Origin of the sequence: Paenibacillus hemerocallicola, from assembly GCF_006265175.1 — a bacterium.
GTDB lineage: Bacteria > Bacillota > Bacilli > Paenibacillales > NBRC-103111 > Paenibacillus_AB > Paenibacillus_AB hemerocallicola.
On the sequence record NZ_VDCQ01000012.1, the window covers coordinates 79,185 to 96,011 of the forward strand.

Here is a 16,827-nt window from a genome sequence, read left to right on the forward strand (position 1 = left end):
AGTCCGATCTCCTTCGTCGCGCCCGTATTTACGCCGTTTGTTTACGGTGGCAAGCGGCAGAACGGTGCCGAGGCGAGCCAATCGGCTTATGCTTCGCTTGAACAGGAAATAGCCTTGCTCAAGGAAGTGCTGAGGAGCAACGGTTTCATGTCCTGGAGCTAGGCAGGAAATATGGACAAAGGAAGCGATGCAAAATCCGTTCTAGGATGCCCCACGAGATTGATTTGCACGATCAACGTGAAGGGGCATTTGTCGTATGCGAAGATGATGCAAGTGCCGGATATGATTACGCATGAACTATGCGATGAAGCGCCCGCTTCCGTATGTTACCGGTACAAGGGGCGGCAGGTTTGCCTTAGGCAATCGTCGACCGTCGACAATCGACGGTCTTTTTTCCATTTCAGGATTGACTCCGGAGCCGCACCAGACTGTAAAGTGAGAATAAGTCGAAAAACAAACCGACGGGATTGTTTCCTTTTTTTCATTGACACCTCTTTTTTTACGTGCTACTGTATTAATTAATTAATACAGTAATACTGTGTTGATAAACGGAGGTCACATGGAGTTCAATCAGAAGGAACCGATTTATGCGCAAATTATAGACGACATCAAATTCAAGTTTATGAACGGCACTTACAAGCCGGGGCAAGAAATCCCGTCCCGTCGCGAGCTGGCGAAAAGCTTGGGAGTCAATCCGAACACGATCCAGAGAGCTTACAGGGAGATGGAGGATATGAACCTGATTGTCACGGCGAGGGGACAAGGAAGCTTCATGACAAGCGACACGGGGATGCTGGATTCGCTCCGGGAAGAAGCGCTGAACGCGTCCGTCGGCCAGTGCGTCGGGATGATGCGGTCTTTCGGGAAATCGGACGAGGAAATATTGGATTATGTGAGAAGGACGCTGGAGAGGAGCGGAATGCGATGATACGAGTGAACGGGGCTGTCAAAACGTTCGGCAAGAAAAAGGCGCTGGATGGACTGACCTTTGCCGCGGAAGAAGGAAAAATCATCGGACTTCTCGGCACGAACGGTGCCGGGAAATCTACGACGCTCAAGGCGATGGCTGGCTTGCTGCGATTGGATCGAGGAGAGATTACGATCGACGGCGATAAGCCCGGATTGTCGGCAAGAGGCATGATCACCTATTTGCCCGACGTCGACGTCTGGTATCCGTGGATGAGATTGTCCGATGCGATTCGTTATATGAAAGATATGTACTGGGATTGGAACGATGAGAAGGTCGGCCATCTCCTCGATTTTTTCGAACTTAGAGCGGATTCGGTTATGGCGGAAGCTTCCAAAGGCACTCGCGCCAAAATGAAGCTGCTGCTGGCGCTTGGCCGGCAAGCGAAATATTTGCTGTTGGACGAACCCTTATCGGGAATCGATCCGTTTGCCAGACGGCAGGTCGCTCAAGCGATCGTGGAAGACTTCATGGAGGAAGGGCAGACCGTTATTATTACCACGCATGAAGTGCCGGAGGTGGAAACGATGCTGGACGAGGTCGTGTTCATCCACGAAGGGAAGCTGCTGCTTCAAGGACATGTGGAGACGATGAAGCATCAAAGAAGCATGTCCTTGATGGACATATTGAAAGAGGTGTATGACGGTGCACGCGTTTAGCCGCTTGTTGAAAACCGATCTGCGGAACCGCAGAAATACGATTCTGATTACGCTCGGAGCACTCGTTCCGGTGCATGCGGCGCTTGCGCTGTTAATAATGCAGCAAAACTTCGACAAGGCGCAGTTGAGCTTCGTAAGCACATTGAATATCGCCGTTTATTTCTCCGCGATGCTGCTTCCATTCGTTTATTGCTTCACGGCTTGGCGCGAGGAGCGGAGACAACGTTCGATCTATTTGTTATTATCGCTTCCCATTCCCAGAACCCATTTGTTGATGTCCAAATCGCTCGCGGTCGGGTGGGAGATCCTGCTCATTTCGGCGGTTATGGCGGCAGGGCTGACCATACAAAACGGAATAAGCGACGGGCTGCTGTTCCGTACGGAGCCGTTGATCACGTTAAATGCGGCGAAAATATGGTTTATGCTCCGAATTTTGCTGGCCGCTGCTTGTCTCGTATTCCTGTGCTTCTTCAGCACGCTGCTCGGGGCATGCTTCGGGAAGCTGTCGTTATTGATTACATGTCTCGTCTTTGCGGTCGGTCTAGTCGTGACGATCGTGGCAATGGCTAATATTCAACCTTTTTTCGTATTTGCTTTTTTTGGTCTGGGGTACTTTGGAGGAAGCGTCTATTTGCTGGAGAAGAAGGTGGGGGTCGGATGAAGGGTAAAGCTTCGTTTCTCGGACAATTTCTTACGAATGCGGCACAAGTAGGCAGCGTAATTCCAAGCTCGACCTTTTTGACCCGCAAAATGCTTCCGCCCGCAATACCATGGCACAAGCTGGAACGGATAGCGGAGCTCGGTCCAGGCACTGGAGTGTTTACCAGGTATTTGCAGGCGAGAAGGAGCGGCTCGAGCGAGCTTGTCTTGTTCGAGAAAAATAAAACGTTTCGGGAGACGTTGAAACGACAATATCCCGGACTCCCGATCCTTGAAGACGCGTTGCATTTGGAGAACATCGTCAAGGAGACGGGGCGTCCGTTTGATCTGATCGTATCGGGACTTCCATTCGCCAATTTCCCGAACGAGCTGCAGGAGCGGCTGTTTCGAACCATTCATGAAGCTCTGGCGCCGAACGGAACGTTTATCGCTTTTCAATATACGCTGCGGCTCAGAAGAAAGTTTCAGACCCATTTTCCGACGATGGATACGGGGCACACCTGGTTGAACGTTCCGCCGGCTTGGGTATTTACATGCAGGAAACAGTCCGAGCGAAGATCGGGAAATGGTTGATTTTCAATAAATGAACTTCTAAATCAACTTCGCTTGGTATCGCGACAAAGCTTCGGAAACGGCTGTTTCCGGAGCTTTTCTGCATTTTGGGAAAGCGGTAAACAAATGTGCAAATAAACTGAACCATTGTACTACCCGATGTGCAAAAAGAACGGTGAAACTTACAAAGAATTCAGCTCGCGATACCGATATGATAACGACAACAGCATAGTTGTAAGCGCTTACTGTTATCGAGCGTAATCGGAGCCGTTTATTTGCCGTCTTAGCGTTCGTTATTTCGACATGAATTTTAGTACAACTAATCCGAACGATTGTCCAAATCGGAATGCAAAAACTTCGGTCAATCCGCTAAATCTTTTGCATGGAACGCTTAGTATCATTACGGTAGCACAATTCGAACATCAAATGGAAGATTCGAATTGGCGGATCAATACGGCATTGCATTGCTGGATAGCGCAGAATCACTCACGGATGTTTCGATCGCCATTATCGGCTCGTATGCCGTCGACAATGAGAAAATCCGGGTAATCGAATGGTGCGAGCGGCATGGCAAGCATGTGATGCTCGGTAAGCCGATCGTCACTTGGCGAAAAGAATTGGATAGGCATACGCCATTATTATTAATGACATGAAGGGTGAGGCAAGCAAATGAACGAACGCAAAGTGCGATTTGCCGTCGTCGGCTGCGGCGGTATTTCTTTCAGCCATTTTATCGGGATCGAGCGGGCCGAGGAAGCCGAGCTTGCGGCGGTATGCGACGCAAACGAGAAGAGGTCCGAGGAGTTCGGAACCAAATATAACGTGAAAGCTTATACCGATTATGCCCGCCTGCTTGCGGACCCGGATATTGACGTCGTCTGCTTATGCACGCCCAGCGGCATGCATGCGGACCAAACGATCCAGGCCGCGGAGGCGGGAAAACATGTCGTATGCGAGAAGCCGATGGCCATCAATCTGGCGGATGCCGAGCGAATGGTCGAAGCTTGCGACATAATAGGCGTCAAGCTGGCGACGATTTTTCCGCGCCGAATGTCTCCCGCATCGCGGTTCGTGAAAAGTTTGCTGGAGGAAGGCAAGCTTGGCAAGCTCAGTCTGTGTTCGGGCTACGTAAAATTTTATCGCGACCAGGCCTATTACGACAGCGCGGGCTGGCGCGGAACATGGGCAATGGACGGCGGCGGGGCGATGATGAATCAAGGCATCCATACGATCGACCTGCTTCAATGGTTCGCCGGACCGGTCGAGTCGCTTCACGGCTATGCCCGCAATGTTCTTCGCAGCATCGAGGTGGAGGATACGGCCGTCGCATCGTTGCAGTTCAAGAACGGCGCACTCGGTTCGATCGAAGCGACGACGACGGCTTACAAGCAGCCGGACCACCGGATCGTCCTGCATGGCGACAAAGGTACCATAATACTGACGGGCGAAGAAATTACGACGTTGGATCTGGTCGGGGAGAAGATCGAAATTCCCGTATTCGAACCGTTCGCCGTCGTTCCGGACGGTCATGCCGTCCAAATCCGCGATATGGCGCTTGCCGTCCTGCAAGACCGTCAGCCGGTCGTGACCGGACGCGACGGGAAGCATTCGCTCGAGATCATTCTCGGCACGTACGAGTCGCAACGGAGCCACCGCGAAATCTTGTTTTGATTCCCGAAAACCCCACCATCCCGCAGCGTACTGCGGGGAGATGGGGTTTTGGCGCGATCCTACATATTCTCTCGTTTGCCTTTGCGTTTACTACGGGGCACAAGCTTCTGACCCCATTGATAGATCGATTTCGACTCCTTTGTCAAAATCGGACCGAGCACGGCTAGGATTAGCACATACAATACGGCGAACGATTGAATAGCCGGAATCAGTCCGCCCGCTTTCCCGATGTTCGCCATAATGATCGAGAATTCGCCCCGCGAGACGAGGGTGAAGCCGACGTTTAACGATGCTCGCGGCGAAATGCCGGATAAGCGTCCCGCGATCATACCGGCCAAATAATTGCCGACTATCGTGAGCACTACCGCGAGTAGGGCCATTCCGACGGCTCCGCCCAATGTTGCGGGCTCGATCGTCAAGCCGAAGCCGAAGAAAAATACGGCACCGAAAAAATCGCGGAAAGGCAGCACGTGATGCTCGATCCGCTTCACATGGGCCGATTCCCCCAAAACAAGCCCGATCATCAACGCTCCGATCGCTTCGGCTACATGAAGCGTCTCCGAGAAGCCGGCGACGAGAAACAGCAATGTCATGACGAGCAACAGAAACAGCTCGGAGGATTGGATGTTCAGGGCGATATCGATATATTTGATAACTTTCCTGCCGATGAAAAGAAATAAGACGATAAACAGGAGAGCGGTCAAGGAAATAACCAGCACCCCGACAAACGTAGTCGCCCCGCTCAATACCAATCCGGTCAATATCGAGATGTGCACGGCGATAAACAAATCGTCGAACATGATCATCCCCATGATGAGTTCCGTCTCGGGGTTGGCGGTCCGTTTCAAATCGACCAAAACTTTGGCGACGATCGCCGTAGACGAGCTCGTCATGATCCCGCACACGACCAGCGTTTCCTTTAGCGGCAAATCCATGATCCAGCCGAGCAGCAGACCGGATACGAAATTGATCGCGACGTAGAAGGAACCGCCGACGAGGATCGCTTTACCGGATTTCAGCAGCCGTTTGACGGAAAATTCCAAGCCCAAATAAAATAACAGAAACAAGATGCCAAGCCGTCCCATAAAATCGATAAAAGCCGAGCTCTCGATAAATCTGAGATCGATGATCCAAAAGTGGGGCGCATGCGGACCAACGGCCATTCCGATCAAAATATAAAAGGGAATGACCGAGAAGCGGAGCTTGGTGGAAATAAAGCCTACGAGCGTAATGAGTGCAACGGCCAAACCCACTTCGAATATGAGCATATCCATCGATTACAAGCTCCCGTTCGTTAGCAGGTGCTTCAATTGCTGCAGCTGTTTGCGCTCTCCGGCCACGATCAGCGTAGAGCCGGCGGCAAATGCATAGTCCGCTCCGGGATTCATTGTTTTCCGATGATTTTTCTCGGTTACAGCCAAAATGGTCGCACCGGTATTACGGCGGATGTCCAATTCTCCGATCCGTTTCCCGACGCATCCTGACGAAGGTTCTATGCGAAGCCATTCAATAATTAATCCATCCAGAGCCATCTCCTGGTTCTCGGCAAGCCTCGGCGTATACGAGATGCCGGAGATTATGGCCGAGACCGTTCTGGCCTCCTCGTCGTCCAACGTTACCATTGACAAAACTTCGTCGGGGTCGTCCGGGCTCATATGAAACAAATCGCGCCGGTCGTCGTTATGCACGACGATGACCAGCTTCTCCCCGCTGCGTGTATCCAGGCAATATTTGCGGCCGATTCCGGGCAAATCCGATTCTCTAAGGTTCAAAGTATATATTCCCTCCTCTCCACACTCTGTAAGGTCTTCCATTACAGCCAGCGAACGGTTTCATGACGAATCCCTCCTTGTTAAAATAGACCTCTCGTCGGAGGTCTACTTAAAGTGTACCAGAAGTGGCGAATAAGTCCATGCCGCATTTCCGCCAAGTTGTGCAAAAATTGTGAATGATCGTGAAAATCGCGGTATAAAAGGCTATTTGAATCGGATAAAGCTTAAGAGCACAGACGTTAGGCGAGATGCTTCTAATCCGTTATTTGTTTGAACAGCCTCTCCCGCAAAACCTTCGCATATTCCGAAGGAGTCATTCCCGTCGTTTTCTTGAACTGACGCGAAAAATAGTGGAGGCTGTTGTAGCCGAGCATTTCGGATATTTCCGTCAAATTGTTGTTGTTCTGGCGGATATGCTCCTTCGCCTTGTCGATTTTCAACCGGTTCCAATATTCCAGAACGCCGCAATCGAATTTCGCCTTGAACAGCATGCTCAAGTGCGTCCGTCCGACCGAAAACGTCTCGCATAAATGGGCCAGCGTCAAATTGCCGACCAAATTGTCCTTCATATGGGCTGTAACTTTATCGATCAGCCCGGACTCCTGCTTTCCCTTTACGACGGACGCGCGCTGCTTTTTCTCCTTCAGCACGTCCGCCTTGCGCATCAGCTGCAGCAGGAGCATCTCCGTATACGAGACGAACAGCTGCTCGCTGCCGAACGGCGAGTCGCTTTGCCTGGCCAATTTGCCCGCGACCGGATTGGGACCGAAAGTGTTCCAGCCCTCCTTCATGATGAGGGAGACGGTCGCGATTTCTTCGTTTCCGAGGTGGAACAGCTTGTTGTCCGCAAAAAAACGCAACGCCGGCGAGCTGCATTCGAACGAGACGATATACATATTGGCGGCGATTTTCCCGTTCGAGCTCGGACGATGGAATTCGTTCGGCTCGTACACGAGCAGATCCCCTTGCTTCAATTCATAGTCCCGCGAATCGGTGCTGACGCGCAGTTCCCCGCGGTCGATATAGACCAGCTCCCAAAAATCGTGCCGCTCTCCCCGGTGCCAATAGTTGATGGCCAGTTCGAAATAATGGCAGGAAATCACTTTGTCGATGACGATATCCCGAGCGATCGGGTACCGCTGCAGAGTCATACGCACCATGCCCCTCGGAAGATGATAATCGGCTCTTGCTATTTCGTAATCCTTTTGAAGCCGCGCGACAACGTTTTCGCATATTCCGAAGGCGTCATATTGGTCGCTTTCTTGAAGTGGCGCGAAAAATAATGGACGCTGCTGTAGCCGAGCAGCTCGGATATTTCGGTCAAATTGTAGACATCTTCGCGGATGTGCGTTTTGGCCCGGTCGATCTTTAATTGGTTCATATACTCGATTACGCCGCAGCCGACTCTCTTTTTGAACATGATGCTGATTTGGGTGCGTCCGATCGCGAAATGGTCGCATAAATCGTCGAGCGTCAAATTGTCGCCCAACCGCTCGATCATGTACTTGATAATTTTATCGGCTGCGCCGCTTTCCTGATTGTCCCGGGGCACCGGCGCAGGGGTCGTTTTCTGCTCTTCGTGTCCGGAACGGATCAGATGGATCAGCAGCGTTTCCAGATGAACCTTGAACAGCTGCTCGCTGCCGAACGGAGCGCCCGCGCGGGGGAACAATATTCTGCCGCTGCCGGCCGGACTCGGTCCGAACGCATTCCACCCCTCGTCCATCAGATGGGCAAGCACAAGCTTCTCTTTCTCGCCCAAACGGAACAGCTTATTGCGAATGAAAAAGGACATCGGCTCGGAATCGCATTCGAAGGTAACGACGAATACGTTTGGCGACACCTTTCCGTTGCTTTTCGGGCTGTGAAATTCGTTGGGCTCGTGGAACAGAAGGTCGCCCTGCTTCAGGTTGAAATGGCCGAAATCGGTATCGATTTCGATCTCGCCTTTGTCCACATAGTAAATTTCCCAGAAGTCGTGCTTCTCTCCCGCATACTTGTAGTTTTTGGACAGCTCGAAATAATAGCACGAAATTAACTTGCGGATTTGAATGTCTTCGCGAATTTCATATCGTGGAAACCGCATAGCCGGATGTCTCCCTTTCTGTGTGGAAACGTTATCTTTTTTCTTCATTCAACGCGAATATAAAAAATCCTTTCTTCGGTCGGGGCAGATTTGCACGAAAGCAAAAAAATCCAAATATTCCGGACGAAAGTGTACAGGACGGTGCAAAAAAGACGTGTCATCGTCTAAAGATCGGCACTCTTATCCACGGTATGATTGCGTTGAATCGATAAAGAAATGGAGGCGCTCCAGATGGAAATCGGCGTCGTCAATATTTTGAAAAACAACGGCAGCTGTTTCGAGCATGTAAGCCAATTCGGCTTGAAAACGTGCCAATTGATCGGTTGGAATCCGGAGCTGTGTACGACGGAGATCGCCGACAATGTGCTCCGGGAATCGGAGAAGCACGGCGTTCGCATATGCGCCATGTGGGGATGGGTGGCCGGACCGGGCAAATGGAACTTTACCGAAGGACCGGTTACGCTCGGTCTCGTGCCGGAAGCATACCGGGAGGAGCGGGTCGGAACCTTGAAAAATTGGGCCGACTTCGCCAAGCGGATAGGCGCCCCGGCGCTGGTGACGCATTGCGGGTTCATTCCCGAGAATATGACCGATCCGAACTACGACGGCGTAGTGGACGCCATTCGGGAAGTCGCGCAATATTGCGACGACTTGGGTCTCGGCTTCTGGTTCGAAACCGGTCAGGAGACGCCGGTCGTGCTGCTCCGGACGATCGAGCGCGTCGGTACGCCGAATCTGGGCATTAATCTCGATCCGGCCAACCTGATCCTTTACGGCAAAGGGAATCCGATCGATGCGCTTGACGTCATCGGGTCCTATGTGCGCAACGTGCACGTGAAGGACGGGTTTTATCCGACCAACGGCGACTTGCTCGGCAAAGAAACGCTTGTCGGAACAGGCAAGGTCAATTTTCCCGCATTGCTGGCAAAGCTTCGGTCCATCGGGTATGACGGAGAACTGATCATCGAACGGGAAATTTCGGGGGAAGAGCAAGCGCGCGATATACGCGCCACCATCGACAATTTGAACAAGTGGCTGGCTTGACCGGCTGTCAAGGAGGAAACGGGGCATGAATTTGTTCACGACGCTGAAAGGCTCGCTCATGGAGTCCTTTTTCCCGAATGGTTGGGATTTGCAAAAAATCGACCGATGCGCGGGATTGCCTCCTGCAGAGGCGCTGAAAAGGGAGCCGCACTGGAATGACGATTTCCGTCCGGTAAGCTGCTCCAGCCTGGAGCAGTTCGATACGTATATGGGCCATGAAATCGCGCTGCTGATCAAGCAGACGCGCGATCGCGGCGAGAAGCTCGCGATCATCCTGCCCGTCGGTCCGATGGGGATGTATAAATGGACGGTGTATTTCCTGAAAGCTTGGAATGTGAGCGCCTCGCACGTGCACGGCTTCAACATGGATGAATGGAGCGACGCGGAAGGGAATACGCTCCCTCCGACAAATCCGGGATCGTTTCAGTACGCCATGGAGAATAGCTTCTATGATTTGCTTGGCGATTTGACGGTGCCGTCCGCGCAGCGCAATTTTGCCACCAAGGAGAATTTGCCGTCGTATAAGGAAAAAATCGCCTGCTTGAGAAGCGAAGGCGCCAAGCTGGCCGTCGTATACGGTATCGGCCGGGTATTCCATATCGCATTCTGGGAGCCGCATTTTGCCGGCGAATACGGGTCCGAGGCGGAATGGCGCGTGGATACGCACCGGATCGCGGCCCAGCTCCATCCGCTTACGATCGAGCAGAACGCGATTACGAGCTTCAAGAGCCGGACGACGCTCGTACCGTGCTACGCCAATACGATCGGGCCGGGACTGTTTTTGCAGGCCGACTATGCGATCGGCGGGGCGGACGGCGCGCTCGGACGGGGCATGATGTGGCAAGGCATGTCGCTTCTGACGACTTTGAAGTACGGCCCGGACCCTTGGGTGCCGTCCAGCTACATGCCGACAATACCCGGAAAGCTGTTTTTTCTGCAGGAGCTGGCGGGGCCGCTAGAGCCCGAGCTGAATTGACGAAAAGGAAGGAGTGTTTGCATGAATATTTTGGCGGTAGGAGCGCATCCCGACGATATCGAGATCTCCTGCGCGGGGACGTTGTCCAAGCTGAAGCAGGCCGGCCATCATATCGTCATCTGCCACGCGTGCAAGGGAGACAAAGGCCATTATACGATTCCTCCCGAGGAATTGACGGAAATACGCCGCAAGGAGGCCGGGGAGGCCGGGGCCGTCATCGGCAGCGAGGTGGTCTCCTTAGGCTTCGGGGACGGGGAGATCATCGCCGAGAATCAGGAAAACCGGATGGTTTTTATCGATCTCGTGCGGTATGCCCGCCCCGATATCGTCATTACCCATGCCCCCAACGATTATATGCCGGATCATATCGCGGTCAGCCAGCTCGTCTTTCACGCGACGTTTTTCTCCACGCTGCCCTGGTTCCGGACGAAAAATGAAGCCGCGGATAAAGTGCCGGGATTGTACTATATGGACAATTTGTCCGGTCTTGGCTTCGAGCCGACTTTTTACGTCGACGTGACGGACCACCTGGAGACGAAGCTGGAAATGCTGCGAAAGCATCAGAGCCAGCTGGTGTGGCTGAAAGAACACGACAATGTCGATATCGTCGATTTCGTCTCGACGCTGGGCAAGACGCGCGGGATACAAGCAGGCTGCACCTATGCGGAAGGATTCGTCCAGCATCTCGTCTGGACAAGACCGAACGCAATAAGGTTTCCGGTATAGCGGGAGCGGACGCGCTCCACGAGGGGAGATAACGAATATGCTGAAGGTAGGCTTGGTCGGCCTCGGGTTTATGGGCCGCATGCATTTGACGAACTATAGAAGATTGGAGCAGGAGGGCTTTCCGATCCGGGTTGTCGCGATTTGCGACGTGGACGAGAAAAAGTTCCGCGGCATTTTTACCGAGGGCAATATCGGGAATCCGGACAACGGGCTCGACCTTTCCGTCTATAAGCACTACACCGATTACGACCGTATGCTCGCCGAAGAGGAGCTCGACATCGTCGATATAGCCATGCCGAGCAACCTGCACGCCGACATGACGGTCAAAGCGTTGGACCGGGGCGTCCACGTCCTCTGCGAGAAGCCGATGGCGCTAAGTACGGCCGAAGGGCGCCTCATGATCGAGGCGGAGAAGCGGAGCGGCAAAAAGCTGATGATCGCCCAAGTGCTGCGCTTTTGGCCCGAATACGAATATTTGAAGGAAACGGTTGCCGGCGGCCGGTATGGACAAGTGCTGTCCGCCCATTTTTTCCGCGGGGGACATCCGCCGAAGTGGACGTACAAGGACTGGATGGTCCGCAAAGAAACGAGCGGAGGCGGTTTGTTCGATCTGCATATCCACGATATCGACATGGTCAATTGGCTGTTCGGCGCACCGCAGTCGGTATCGACGCTGGCGCGCGACGTTCTGCCCGGAAGCTCTTACGACATCATTTCCACAAATTATGTATACCCGGACCGTAAAATAGTCACGACGCAGTGCGACCGTTCTTTAACGGGCGAATTCGGATTCGAGATGTCGTACCGGATCAATTTCGAACGCGGCAACCTGTTGTTCGAAAAACGCGTCCTGCGCGACAATCCCATGGACGGTAAAGGGTTCGTACCGGAGCTGTCCGCCGATTCGGGCTATTATCGGGAGATTAAATATTATGCCGAGGCGATTCTTTACGACCGTCCGATCGAACGGGCGACTTCGGAGCATACGCTGCAGACTTTGGCCATCGCCGAAGCGGAAGCCCGCTCCGCAACATCCGGAGGCGAGTTGGTGGATATAGCGTAATATTAAAATATTGAAAAAAATACGGATTTGCCCGCCCGGGGGGATTGCCCACGGTCGGGCTGTCTGTTATGGTTAAAGCAGAGTTATCCGTTACCTATTCGGAATCCACTTCACAGAGGAGGGAATTTGCATGCCGTTCAATATTGGTTGGACCGGACTTATTTTAATCGTATTGATCGCCCTGCTGCTGTTCGGACCGTCCAAGCTTCCTCAGTTGGGCCGCGCGATCGGGGATACGATGAGGGAATTCCGCAAAGGAAGCCGTCAAATGATCGCCGAGGCGGAAGAGTCGAACGCCGTCGAGAGCAAAAAGGAAACGGAACGCAAGTCGGTCAACTGAGTGTTCGCGACCGCATCGGATTACCGAATTCGCCGTACAAGGGATTCGGTTTTTCTTTTTTTTGTAAGCGCTCACTAAATAGGACTGTTCAGGAAATATTTAGCTTGCGAAGCGTAATCGATTACAGTACTTCACACGCCTTCCGTAAACACGGTATCGACGGCGGAGCATACCATAGCGATGATCATGCGCTGGGCAAAATTGAGCATGATTATCGAGTGGCAGTTCCCTTGTATCATTTTTTGGCAGAACGACGCTTAGAACGGACGTCCCCGGCCAGTCGGGTATCTGGCCGTTTTTTCTTTTTTCGTTTATTGCGGACTGCGAACGGTCCGGTCGCAATAATGTCCACCACATCCCTGTCGCTGAAGAAGGTCCGGTTCCGGATCGCCCTTCCGTTCGTAAGTTCCATCGCGGTCTGCTGCTTGCTGAACGATCCCCATAATGGGGCTTTATTGTTCCCGATAAATACCCCGCTGTTCGGCCCCATCCCATTGACGCTGATTTGCTGGAACACTATAGATGAATAGGACAAGGGATCCGCTTCCTTTCTTGTGCGAGCTACAATCCTCAGCTTATAGCCTTTACTACAGCTTACGCGAATGAGGAGGATCCGGGTTGGGCGCGGACGGTGCCGCACGGTACGAATATCCTTTTGTCGTACGTCGCAGCTCGGCATCGTCCGTGACAGCCTCTTCGGAAGACGCTCGCATGGCGGAGCCGGCCGTGGCCCCCTGCTTGGCGGGATCATCCGGCTTGCCTTTACCGTTCTTGCCGCCCTGAAACATCTGCTGCGGATCGAACTGCACGTCGAAGTTGTTGCCCAAATTGAGCGAGCCGCTCAGTTCCTCGATATCGAGCGCATCGAGACGGAATGTCACGTTTTCGACAACGGGGTTGTGGATATGGAGCTCGCGGACGACTACGTTTTGTTTTCGCGTCTCTTTGGCAAGGTGCTGGATCGTTTGCTCGAGCTGTTCGATCTTTTGTTCCAAACGGCTCCTCTCCGCCCCTTCGCGTGAGACAGCCGCCGTCTTACCGTTTCCTTGCAACCAGTTGAACATGGCCATTCCTCGCTCGTCCGAATTAGACAACCTGTCTTTTACATTATATGGCCGGACTAAGCAAAGCATTCGTTCGTTGTGACAAACGCCGAATAGGACATCGGCAAGGCCGCATATATATGATTTACGACGAGAGACGGGAGGGGTAGACATGCCGGGTACGATTATATTCAACGGCATTTATGTAAACAGCCAAGGTCCGAACGGAGCCGTCTTCGTAGGCGAAACGTCGGCGCCGGGCTGGGATTCCCACAATAAAAACCAAACGTCGAACGGACAGAGCAATAACGCCTTCGGCGCCGGCGAGAACGTTACAGGAAATTTGTTTTTGTTGTCCGACAACGACTTTTTGGATACGCTCATCCTCGACGGCTTCGAGAAAGAGGGGGGACCGAGCATCCAATCTTGACGAAGGGGGCTGTCGTTATGCCGGATACCAAATTTCTCGTTCAATTCGACCGCATCGTCGTCAATTCGATCGGTCCGAATTCGGGCATATTTGTCGGAACGAATTTGCAGTACGGCTGGAGCTCGCATAACAAGACGAACGCGAGCTTCTCGGGTATGGGCGAGGGGAGCGAGGTATCGCGGAACGTGAATGTCATTTACGACAACGATATGATCGACACGCCGATCGATGACCGCGACATCATCTTGAACGGACAGAAGATAGCCAGAGCTTCGTAATCGGGGGTTGCCCCATGCGGTAATCTGAATGGAAGCGGGGGATATTCATGAGTCGGAGCAAAGACGATCATGCGATTCCCGGAACGGGAGAGGGATTGTTCGATTGGGACGATTTTCAGAACCATTTTTTCGGAGGAGGGGGATGGAAGGAGGCGTGGGGCGGAAAGCCGAGCGGGACGATCCCATGGGTAGACCGGTATGTGAAAGGCATATTGGCCGATGCCGTACCGGTCGCAGTTTCGAGATCTGCCAAGCAATCGGGGCGTACGCGGCAAACCGGACAATCCGAGCAAGCTGAGGAATCCGAGGAAGCGGAGGAAGCCGGACAGATCGGGCAAAGCGGGCAGACGGCGCCGTTTTCCTCCAAGCTTACGTCGATCGCTTGCAACGTATTCGAGACGCACCGCGCCTTGATCGTTCGCATTCGGTTGTCCGCAGACGTCTCGATCCGGGACATTCGTCTATTCGCGGCCCCGCACGAATTGAAGGTGCTGGGGCTTCCCGGAGCGGAAGAGAAGACGGTGAAGCTTCCGACAGCGGTGCGGACGGACGGAGCGAGGGCGATCTGCAAACAGCGAATTGTGGAGGTCACGCTACCGAAGGAAGAAGAAAGGGCCGCCATTGAAGTTCCGATTCGCCATATGGAAGGGGGGTAACCGGCAGTTCGCCGACAGTCGTCCCATTGCCGAGAGGCCGCCGGACTTGGTTTGCGCGGCTTTTTTGTCCTATCAGAATGATCCATCTCGGAAAGCTCGGACGCACTTCATCGAATGGGCTTCGATCAGAAGTTTTTCTTAGAGTATGCGTTTGCTATTAACCGTCGTCGAGCCGCGTGCATACAATATTCCGTAAAAAATGCGCGGAGGCGGTCGTGGATGGCAGAGCAACCCGAGAAGGAGCCGTGCGTCCGCTGCGGACATCAGCCCGAGAAATCCGACAAATACTGCGTCCGCTGCGGAGCACCTCTCGTAAACCGCTGCACGAAAAAAAGAAGCCCTTTGCACAGGGGCTGCTCCAAGGTGAACAAGCAAGATGCGGCTTACTGCGCGGACTGCGGAGAGCCGACGCTGTTCCGGGAATCGGGACTGCTGTAGCGACTCGCCCGTTCGCCTTTACTCGTTTTTTCCGATTTCAGGCTGCTGCGAGGACGAACGAACTAACTCGGCAAACCATTCCCGCACCGGTTCCGGGATCATTTCGGCCGCATCACCTGCCATCCATTCCAAAAAATCGGAGTCGTCCAGCGAGGACTTCGTGCCGGATAGATGGTTGTTGTTCCCGCTCACGTCGCCGAATCCTTGGTTATGTTTCTTGCTGCTGTGGAAATTGGACGGGAAGTTGTTGCCCATATTCAAGCACGAAGCGCCTTCTATGCTGCCGATCTCGATGCGTCCGATAACGAAATTGGGGGAAAACAACGATGACGCCATACCGATCATGCCTCCTCTCTGCCGGGGCTGCGATTCGTGCGCATGACGTGCTGACCGGCTTCGACCCGGTTGTCTTTGCCATTGATCGAGCCCATTCCTTCGTTCGTTTCTTCCCGGCTCGATCTTCCGATAATGATATTGATTCCGCTATTGACGGACGAGCTGTCCGCCAAGCTGTCGATCTTGATCGTACCGAAACGGATTCGTACCATGGCCGCCGGCCTCCTCAATCCGATTGATCGTTAGGGGACGGATCTGCTCCGCCTTCGCTTTCCGACGTATCGATGGCGATGTTTATGATGGAATCCGGCTCCTTGCTGCGGACAAACTCGACGGTCAGCAGGCCGTCCCGGAATCGGGCCTTCATGCCTTCGCCGGATATTCCGCGCGGAAGATCGATTTTACGGTGAAATTGCCCGAAGAATCGCTCGGATACGAGCAACTGGCCTTCCTCGACCGGATATCGGTACGGGATGTCGCCTTTTACATGAAACGTGTTTTTGTGTACCGACAGTTTGACCGTTTCTTCCGCTTTGCATCCCGGGAGCTCGATCACCACGATCAGACGGTCTTCAGTCATATAAACATCCGTTCTAGGCTGCGAACTCGGGATCAAGCCGGAAATATCGTTCCAGAATTGGTCCCCTAACGTACGGTCGGACTGGGATTTAAGCTTTTTCCAGAAGCTGTTGGGAGTTTCGCTCATATGCGGCCTCCTTACGGCGAAAGGCCGTTAACGTTCTCCTCCTATACGTATGAGCCAAGTTGCCGTCCCATGACGTATCGCTTCGGATCGCAACGAGATCCCGAATTAAATCAGCTTGATCAAATGGACGATCTGCGAATCCGTCCATACCCGGATCAAATGATTGGTCGGGTCGTACTGAACCTTGCCTTCCCCGATCGCGATATGCGGCTCCGACCCGAGACCGTAAAAAATATCGTCGGCCAGCGTCTGCAAAAATTCGATCTGCTCCTCGCGATCCAGCCCGTCCCAATCCGACTGTTCCATCTCAAACGCGCTATAGCAATTGTCAATCTGTCCCAATGCGGCTCCGAGGTCGCGAACGATATCGCGGTACTCGCGGTTGAATCTGACACCCATGCTCGTTCACAACCTTCGTTATGCT

25 protein-coding genes are annotated in these 16,827 nt (G+C 53.2%); 15 read left to right on the forward strand and 10 right to left on the reverse strand.

The features are described from left to right. Positions 1 to 559: 559 nt before the first annotated feature. The 6 genes from FE784_RS11130 to FE784_RS11155 all read left to right on the forward strand — a co-directional run bounded on the left by FE784_RS11130 (position 560) and on the right by FE784_RS11155 (position 4,509). A complete protein-coding gene (locus FE784_RS11130; RefSeq protein ID WP_139602271.1) occupies positions 560 to 928 on the forward strand; it encodes a GntR family transcriptional regulator in 369 nt (122 codons plus the stop codon). Beyond that, entirely contained in the window at positions 925 to 1,626 is a 702-nt protein-coding gene (locus tag FE784_RS11135; RefSeq protein ID WP_139602272.1) for an ABC transporter ATP-binding protein, read from the forward strand. The genes FE784_RS11130 and FE784_RS11135 overlap by 4 nt, the downstream gene beginning before the upstream one ends. Beyond that, on the forward strand, positions 1,613 to 2,287 hold the full coding sequence (locus tag FE784_RS11140; protein ID WP_176706115.1) for an ABC transporter permease: 675 nt from the start codon (positions 1,613 to 1,615) through the stop codon (positions 2,285 to 2,287). The genes FE784_RS11135 and FE784_RS11140 overlap by 14 nt, the downstream gene beginning before the upstream one ends. Next, positions 2,284 to 2,859: a class I SAM-dependent methyltransferase gene (locus FE784_RS11145; protein WP_139602274.1), complete on the forward strand. Its 576-nt coding sequence runs from the start codon at positions 2,284 to 2,286 to the stop codon at positions 2,857 to 2,859. Before FE784_RS11140 ends, FE784_RS11145 begins: the two co-directional genes overlap by 4 nt. A 419-nt stretch (positions 2,860 to 3,278) precedes the next feature. Next, entirely contained in the window at positions 3,279 to 3,491 is a 213-nt protein-coding gene (locus FE784_RS11150; RefSeq protein ID WP_139602275.1) for a hypothetical protein, read from the forward strand. Between the two features lie 16 nt (positions 3,492 to 3,507). Next, positions 3,508 to 4,509 (forward strand): Gfo/Idh/MocA family protein, encoded by a 1,002-nt coding sequence (locus FE784_RS11155; protein WP_139602276.1) that lies wholly within the window; start codon positions 3,508 to 3,510, stop codon positions 4,507 to 4,509. A gap of 59 nt (positions 4,510 to 4,568) precedes the next feature. Here FE784_RS11155 and FE784_RS11160 read toward each other — a convergent pair whose 3' ends face one another. From FE784_RS11160 to FE784_RS11175, 4 genes are all read right to left on the reverse strand, one after another. Further along, on the reverse strand, positions 4,569 to 5,783 hold the full coding sequence (locus FE784_RS11160) for a cation:proton antiporter (protein ID WP_139602277.1): 1,215 nt from the start codon (positions 5,781 to 5,783) through the stop codon (positions 4,569 to 4,571). A gap of 3 nt (positions 5,784 to 5,786) precedes the next feature. After that, a complete protein-coding gene (locus FE784_RS11165; RefSeq protein WP_246131986.1) occupies positions 5,787 to 6,281 on the reverse strand; it encodes a cation:proton antiporter regulatory subunit in 495 nt (164 codons plus the stop codon). Positions 6,282 to 6,535: 254 nt separating this feature from the next. Continuing rightward, positions 6,536 to 7,432: an AraC family transcriptional regulator gene (locus FE784_RS11170; RefSeq protein WP_176706116.1), complete on the reverse strand. Its 897-nt coding sequence runs from the start codon at positions 7,430 to 7,432 to the stop codon at positions 6,536 to 6,538. A 38-nt stretch (positions 7,433 to 7,470) separates the two neighbouring features. Beyond that, entirely contained in the window at positions 7,471 to 8,367 is an 897-nt protein-coding gene (locus FE784_RS11175; protein ID WP_176706117.1) for an AraC family transcriptional regulator, read from the reverse strand. A gap of 231 nt (positions 8,368 to 8,598) precedes the next feature. Between FE784_RS11175 and FE784_RS11180 the strand changes: the two genes are divergently transcribed. From FE784_RS11180 to tatA, 5 genes are all read left to right on the forward strand, one after another. Beyond that, entirely contained in the window at positions 8,599 to 9,411 is an 813-nt protein-coding gene (locus FE784_RS11180) for a sugar phosphate isomerase/epimerase family protein (RefSeq protein ID WP_139602281.1), read from the forward strand. A 25-nt stretch (positions 9,412 to 9,436) separates the two neighbouring features. Beyond that, positions 9,437 to 10,387: a sugar phosphate isomerase family gene (locus FE784_RS11185; protein WP_139602282.1), complete on the forward strand. Its 951-nt coding sequence runs from the start codon at positions 9,437 to 9,439 to the stop codon at positions 10,385 to 10,387. Between the two features lie 21 nt (positions 10,388 to 10,408). Then, positions 10,409 to 11,113: a PIG-L deacetylase family protein gene (locus FE784_RS11190; protein ID WP_139602283.1), complete on the forward strand. Its 705-nt coding sequence runs from the start codon at positions 10,409 to 10,411 to the stop codon at positions 11,111 to 11,113. Between the two features lie 37 nt (positions 11,114 to 11,150). After that, positions 11,151 to 12,176 carry a Gfo/Idh/MocA family protein gene (locus FE784_RS11195; protein WP_139602284.1) on the forward strand — a complete coding sequence of 342 codons (1,026 nt, stop codon included), beginning with the start codon at positions 11,151 to 11,153 and terminating at the stop codon, positions 12,174 to 12,176. Between the two features lie 130 nt (positions 12,177 to 12,306). Next, entirely contained in the window at positions 12,307 to 12,516 is a 210-nt protein-coding gene (tatA, locus tag FE784_RS11200) for a twin-arginine translocase TatA/TatE family subunit (protein ID WP_139602285.1), read from the forward strand. A 235-nt stretch (positions 12,517 to 12,751) separates the two neighbouring features. Here the strand turns inward: tatA and FE784_RS11205 are convergent, their stop codons facing one another. Together FE784_RS11205 and FE784_RS11210 are read right to left on the reverse strand one after the other, a co-directional pair. Beyond that, on the reverse strand, positions 12,752 to 13,051 hold the full coding sequence (locus tag FE784_RS11205; protein WP_139602286.1) for a hypothetical protein: 300 nt from the start codon (positions 13,049 to 13,051) through the stop codon (positions 12,752 to 12,754). A gap of 52 nt (positions 13,052 to 13,103) precedes the next feature. After that, entirely contained in the window at positions 13,104 to 13,580 is a 477-nt protein-coding gene (locus FE784_RS11210; RefSeq protein WP_139602287.1) for a hypothetical protein, read from the reverse strand. A gap of 151 nt (positions 13,581 to 13,731) precedes the next feature. Between FE784_RS11210 and FE784_RS11215 the strand changes: the two genes are divergently transcribed. The 4 genes from FE784_RS11215 (at position 13,732) to FE784_RS11230 (ending at position 15,361) form a co-directional block, all read left to right on the forward strand. Then, on the forward strand, positions 13,732 to 13,989 hold the full coding sequence (locus FE784_RS11215; RefSeq protein ID WP_139602288.1) for a hypothetical protein: 258 nt from the start codon (positions 13,732 to 13,734) through the stop codon (positions 13,987 to 13,989). 17 nt (positions 13,990 to 14,006) lie between these two features. Then, on the forward strand, positions 14,007 to 14,267 hold the full coding sequence (locus FE784_RS11220; protein WP_139602289.1) for a hypothetical protein: 261 nt from the start codon (positions 14,007 to 14,009) through the stop codon (positions 14,265 to 14,267). Between the two features lie 47 nt (positions 14,268 to 14,314). Beyond that, positions 14,315 to 14,923 carry an Hsp20/alpha crystallin family protein gene (locus tag FE784_RS11225; protein ID WP_139602290.1) on the forward strand — a complete coding sequence of 203 codons (609 nt, stop codon included), beginning with the start codon at positions 14,315 to 14,317 and terminating at the stop codon, positions 14,921 to 14,923. A 219-nt stretch (positions 14,924 to 15,142) separates the two neighbouring features. After that, complete coding sequence (locus FE784_RS11230) at positions 15,143 to 15,361, forward strand: double zinc ribbon domain-containing protein (RefSeq protein WP_139602291.1); 219 nt, start codon at positions 15,143 to 15,145, stop codon at positions 15,359 to 15,361. An 18-nt stretch (positions 15,362 to 15,379) separates the two neighbouring features. Here the strand turns inward: FE784_RS11230 and FE784_RS11235 are convergent, their stop codons facing one another. The 4 genes from FE784_RS11235 to FE784_RS11250 form a co-directional block, all read right to left on the reverse strand. Beyond that, positions 15,380 to 15,697, reverse strand: a complete 318-nt coding sequence (locus tag FE784_RS11235; RefSeq protein WP_139602292.1) for a hypothetical protein — start codon at positions 15,695 to 15,697, stop codon at positions 15,380 to 15,382. 5 nt (positions 15,698 to 15,702) lie between these two features. Next, positions 15,703 to 15,909, reverse strand: a complete 207-nt coding sequence (locus FE784_RS11240; RefSeq protein ID WP_139602293.1) for a hypothetical protein — start codon at positions 15,907 to 15,909, stop codon at positions 15,703 to 15,705. A 14-nt stretch (positions 15,910 to 15,923) separates the two neighbouring features. Next, the gene (locus tag FE784_RS11245; RefSeq protein ID WP_139602294.1) at positions 15,924 to 16,403 is read right to left on the reverse strand and encodes an Hsp20/alpha crystallin family protein; all 480 of its coding nucleotides are present in this window, start codon (positions 16,401 to 16,403) and stop codon (positions 15,924 to 15,926) included. Positions 16,404 to 16,508: 105 nt separating this feature from the next. Further along, positions 16,509 to 16,802: a hypothetical protein gene (locus FE784_RS11250; protein WP_139602295.1), complete on the reverse strand. Its 294-nt coding sequence runs from the start codon at positions 16,800 to 16,802 to the stop codon at positions 16,509 to 16,511. Positions 16,803 to 16,827 lie beyond the last annotated feature (25 nt).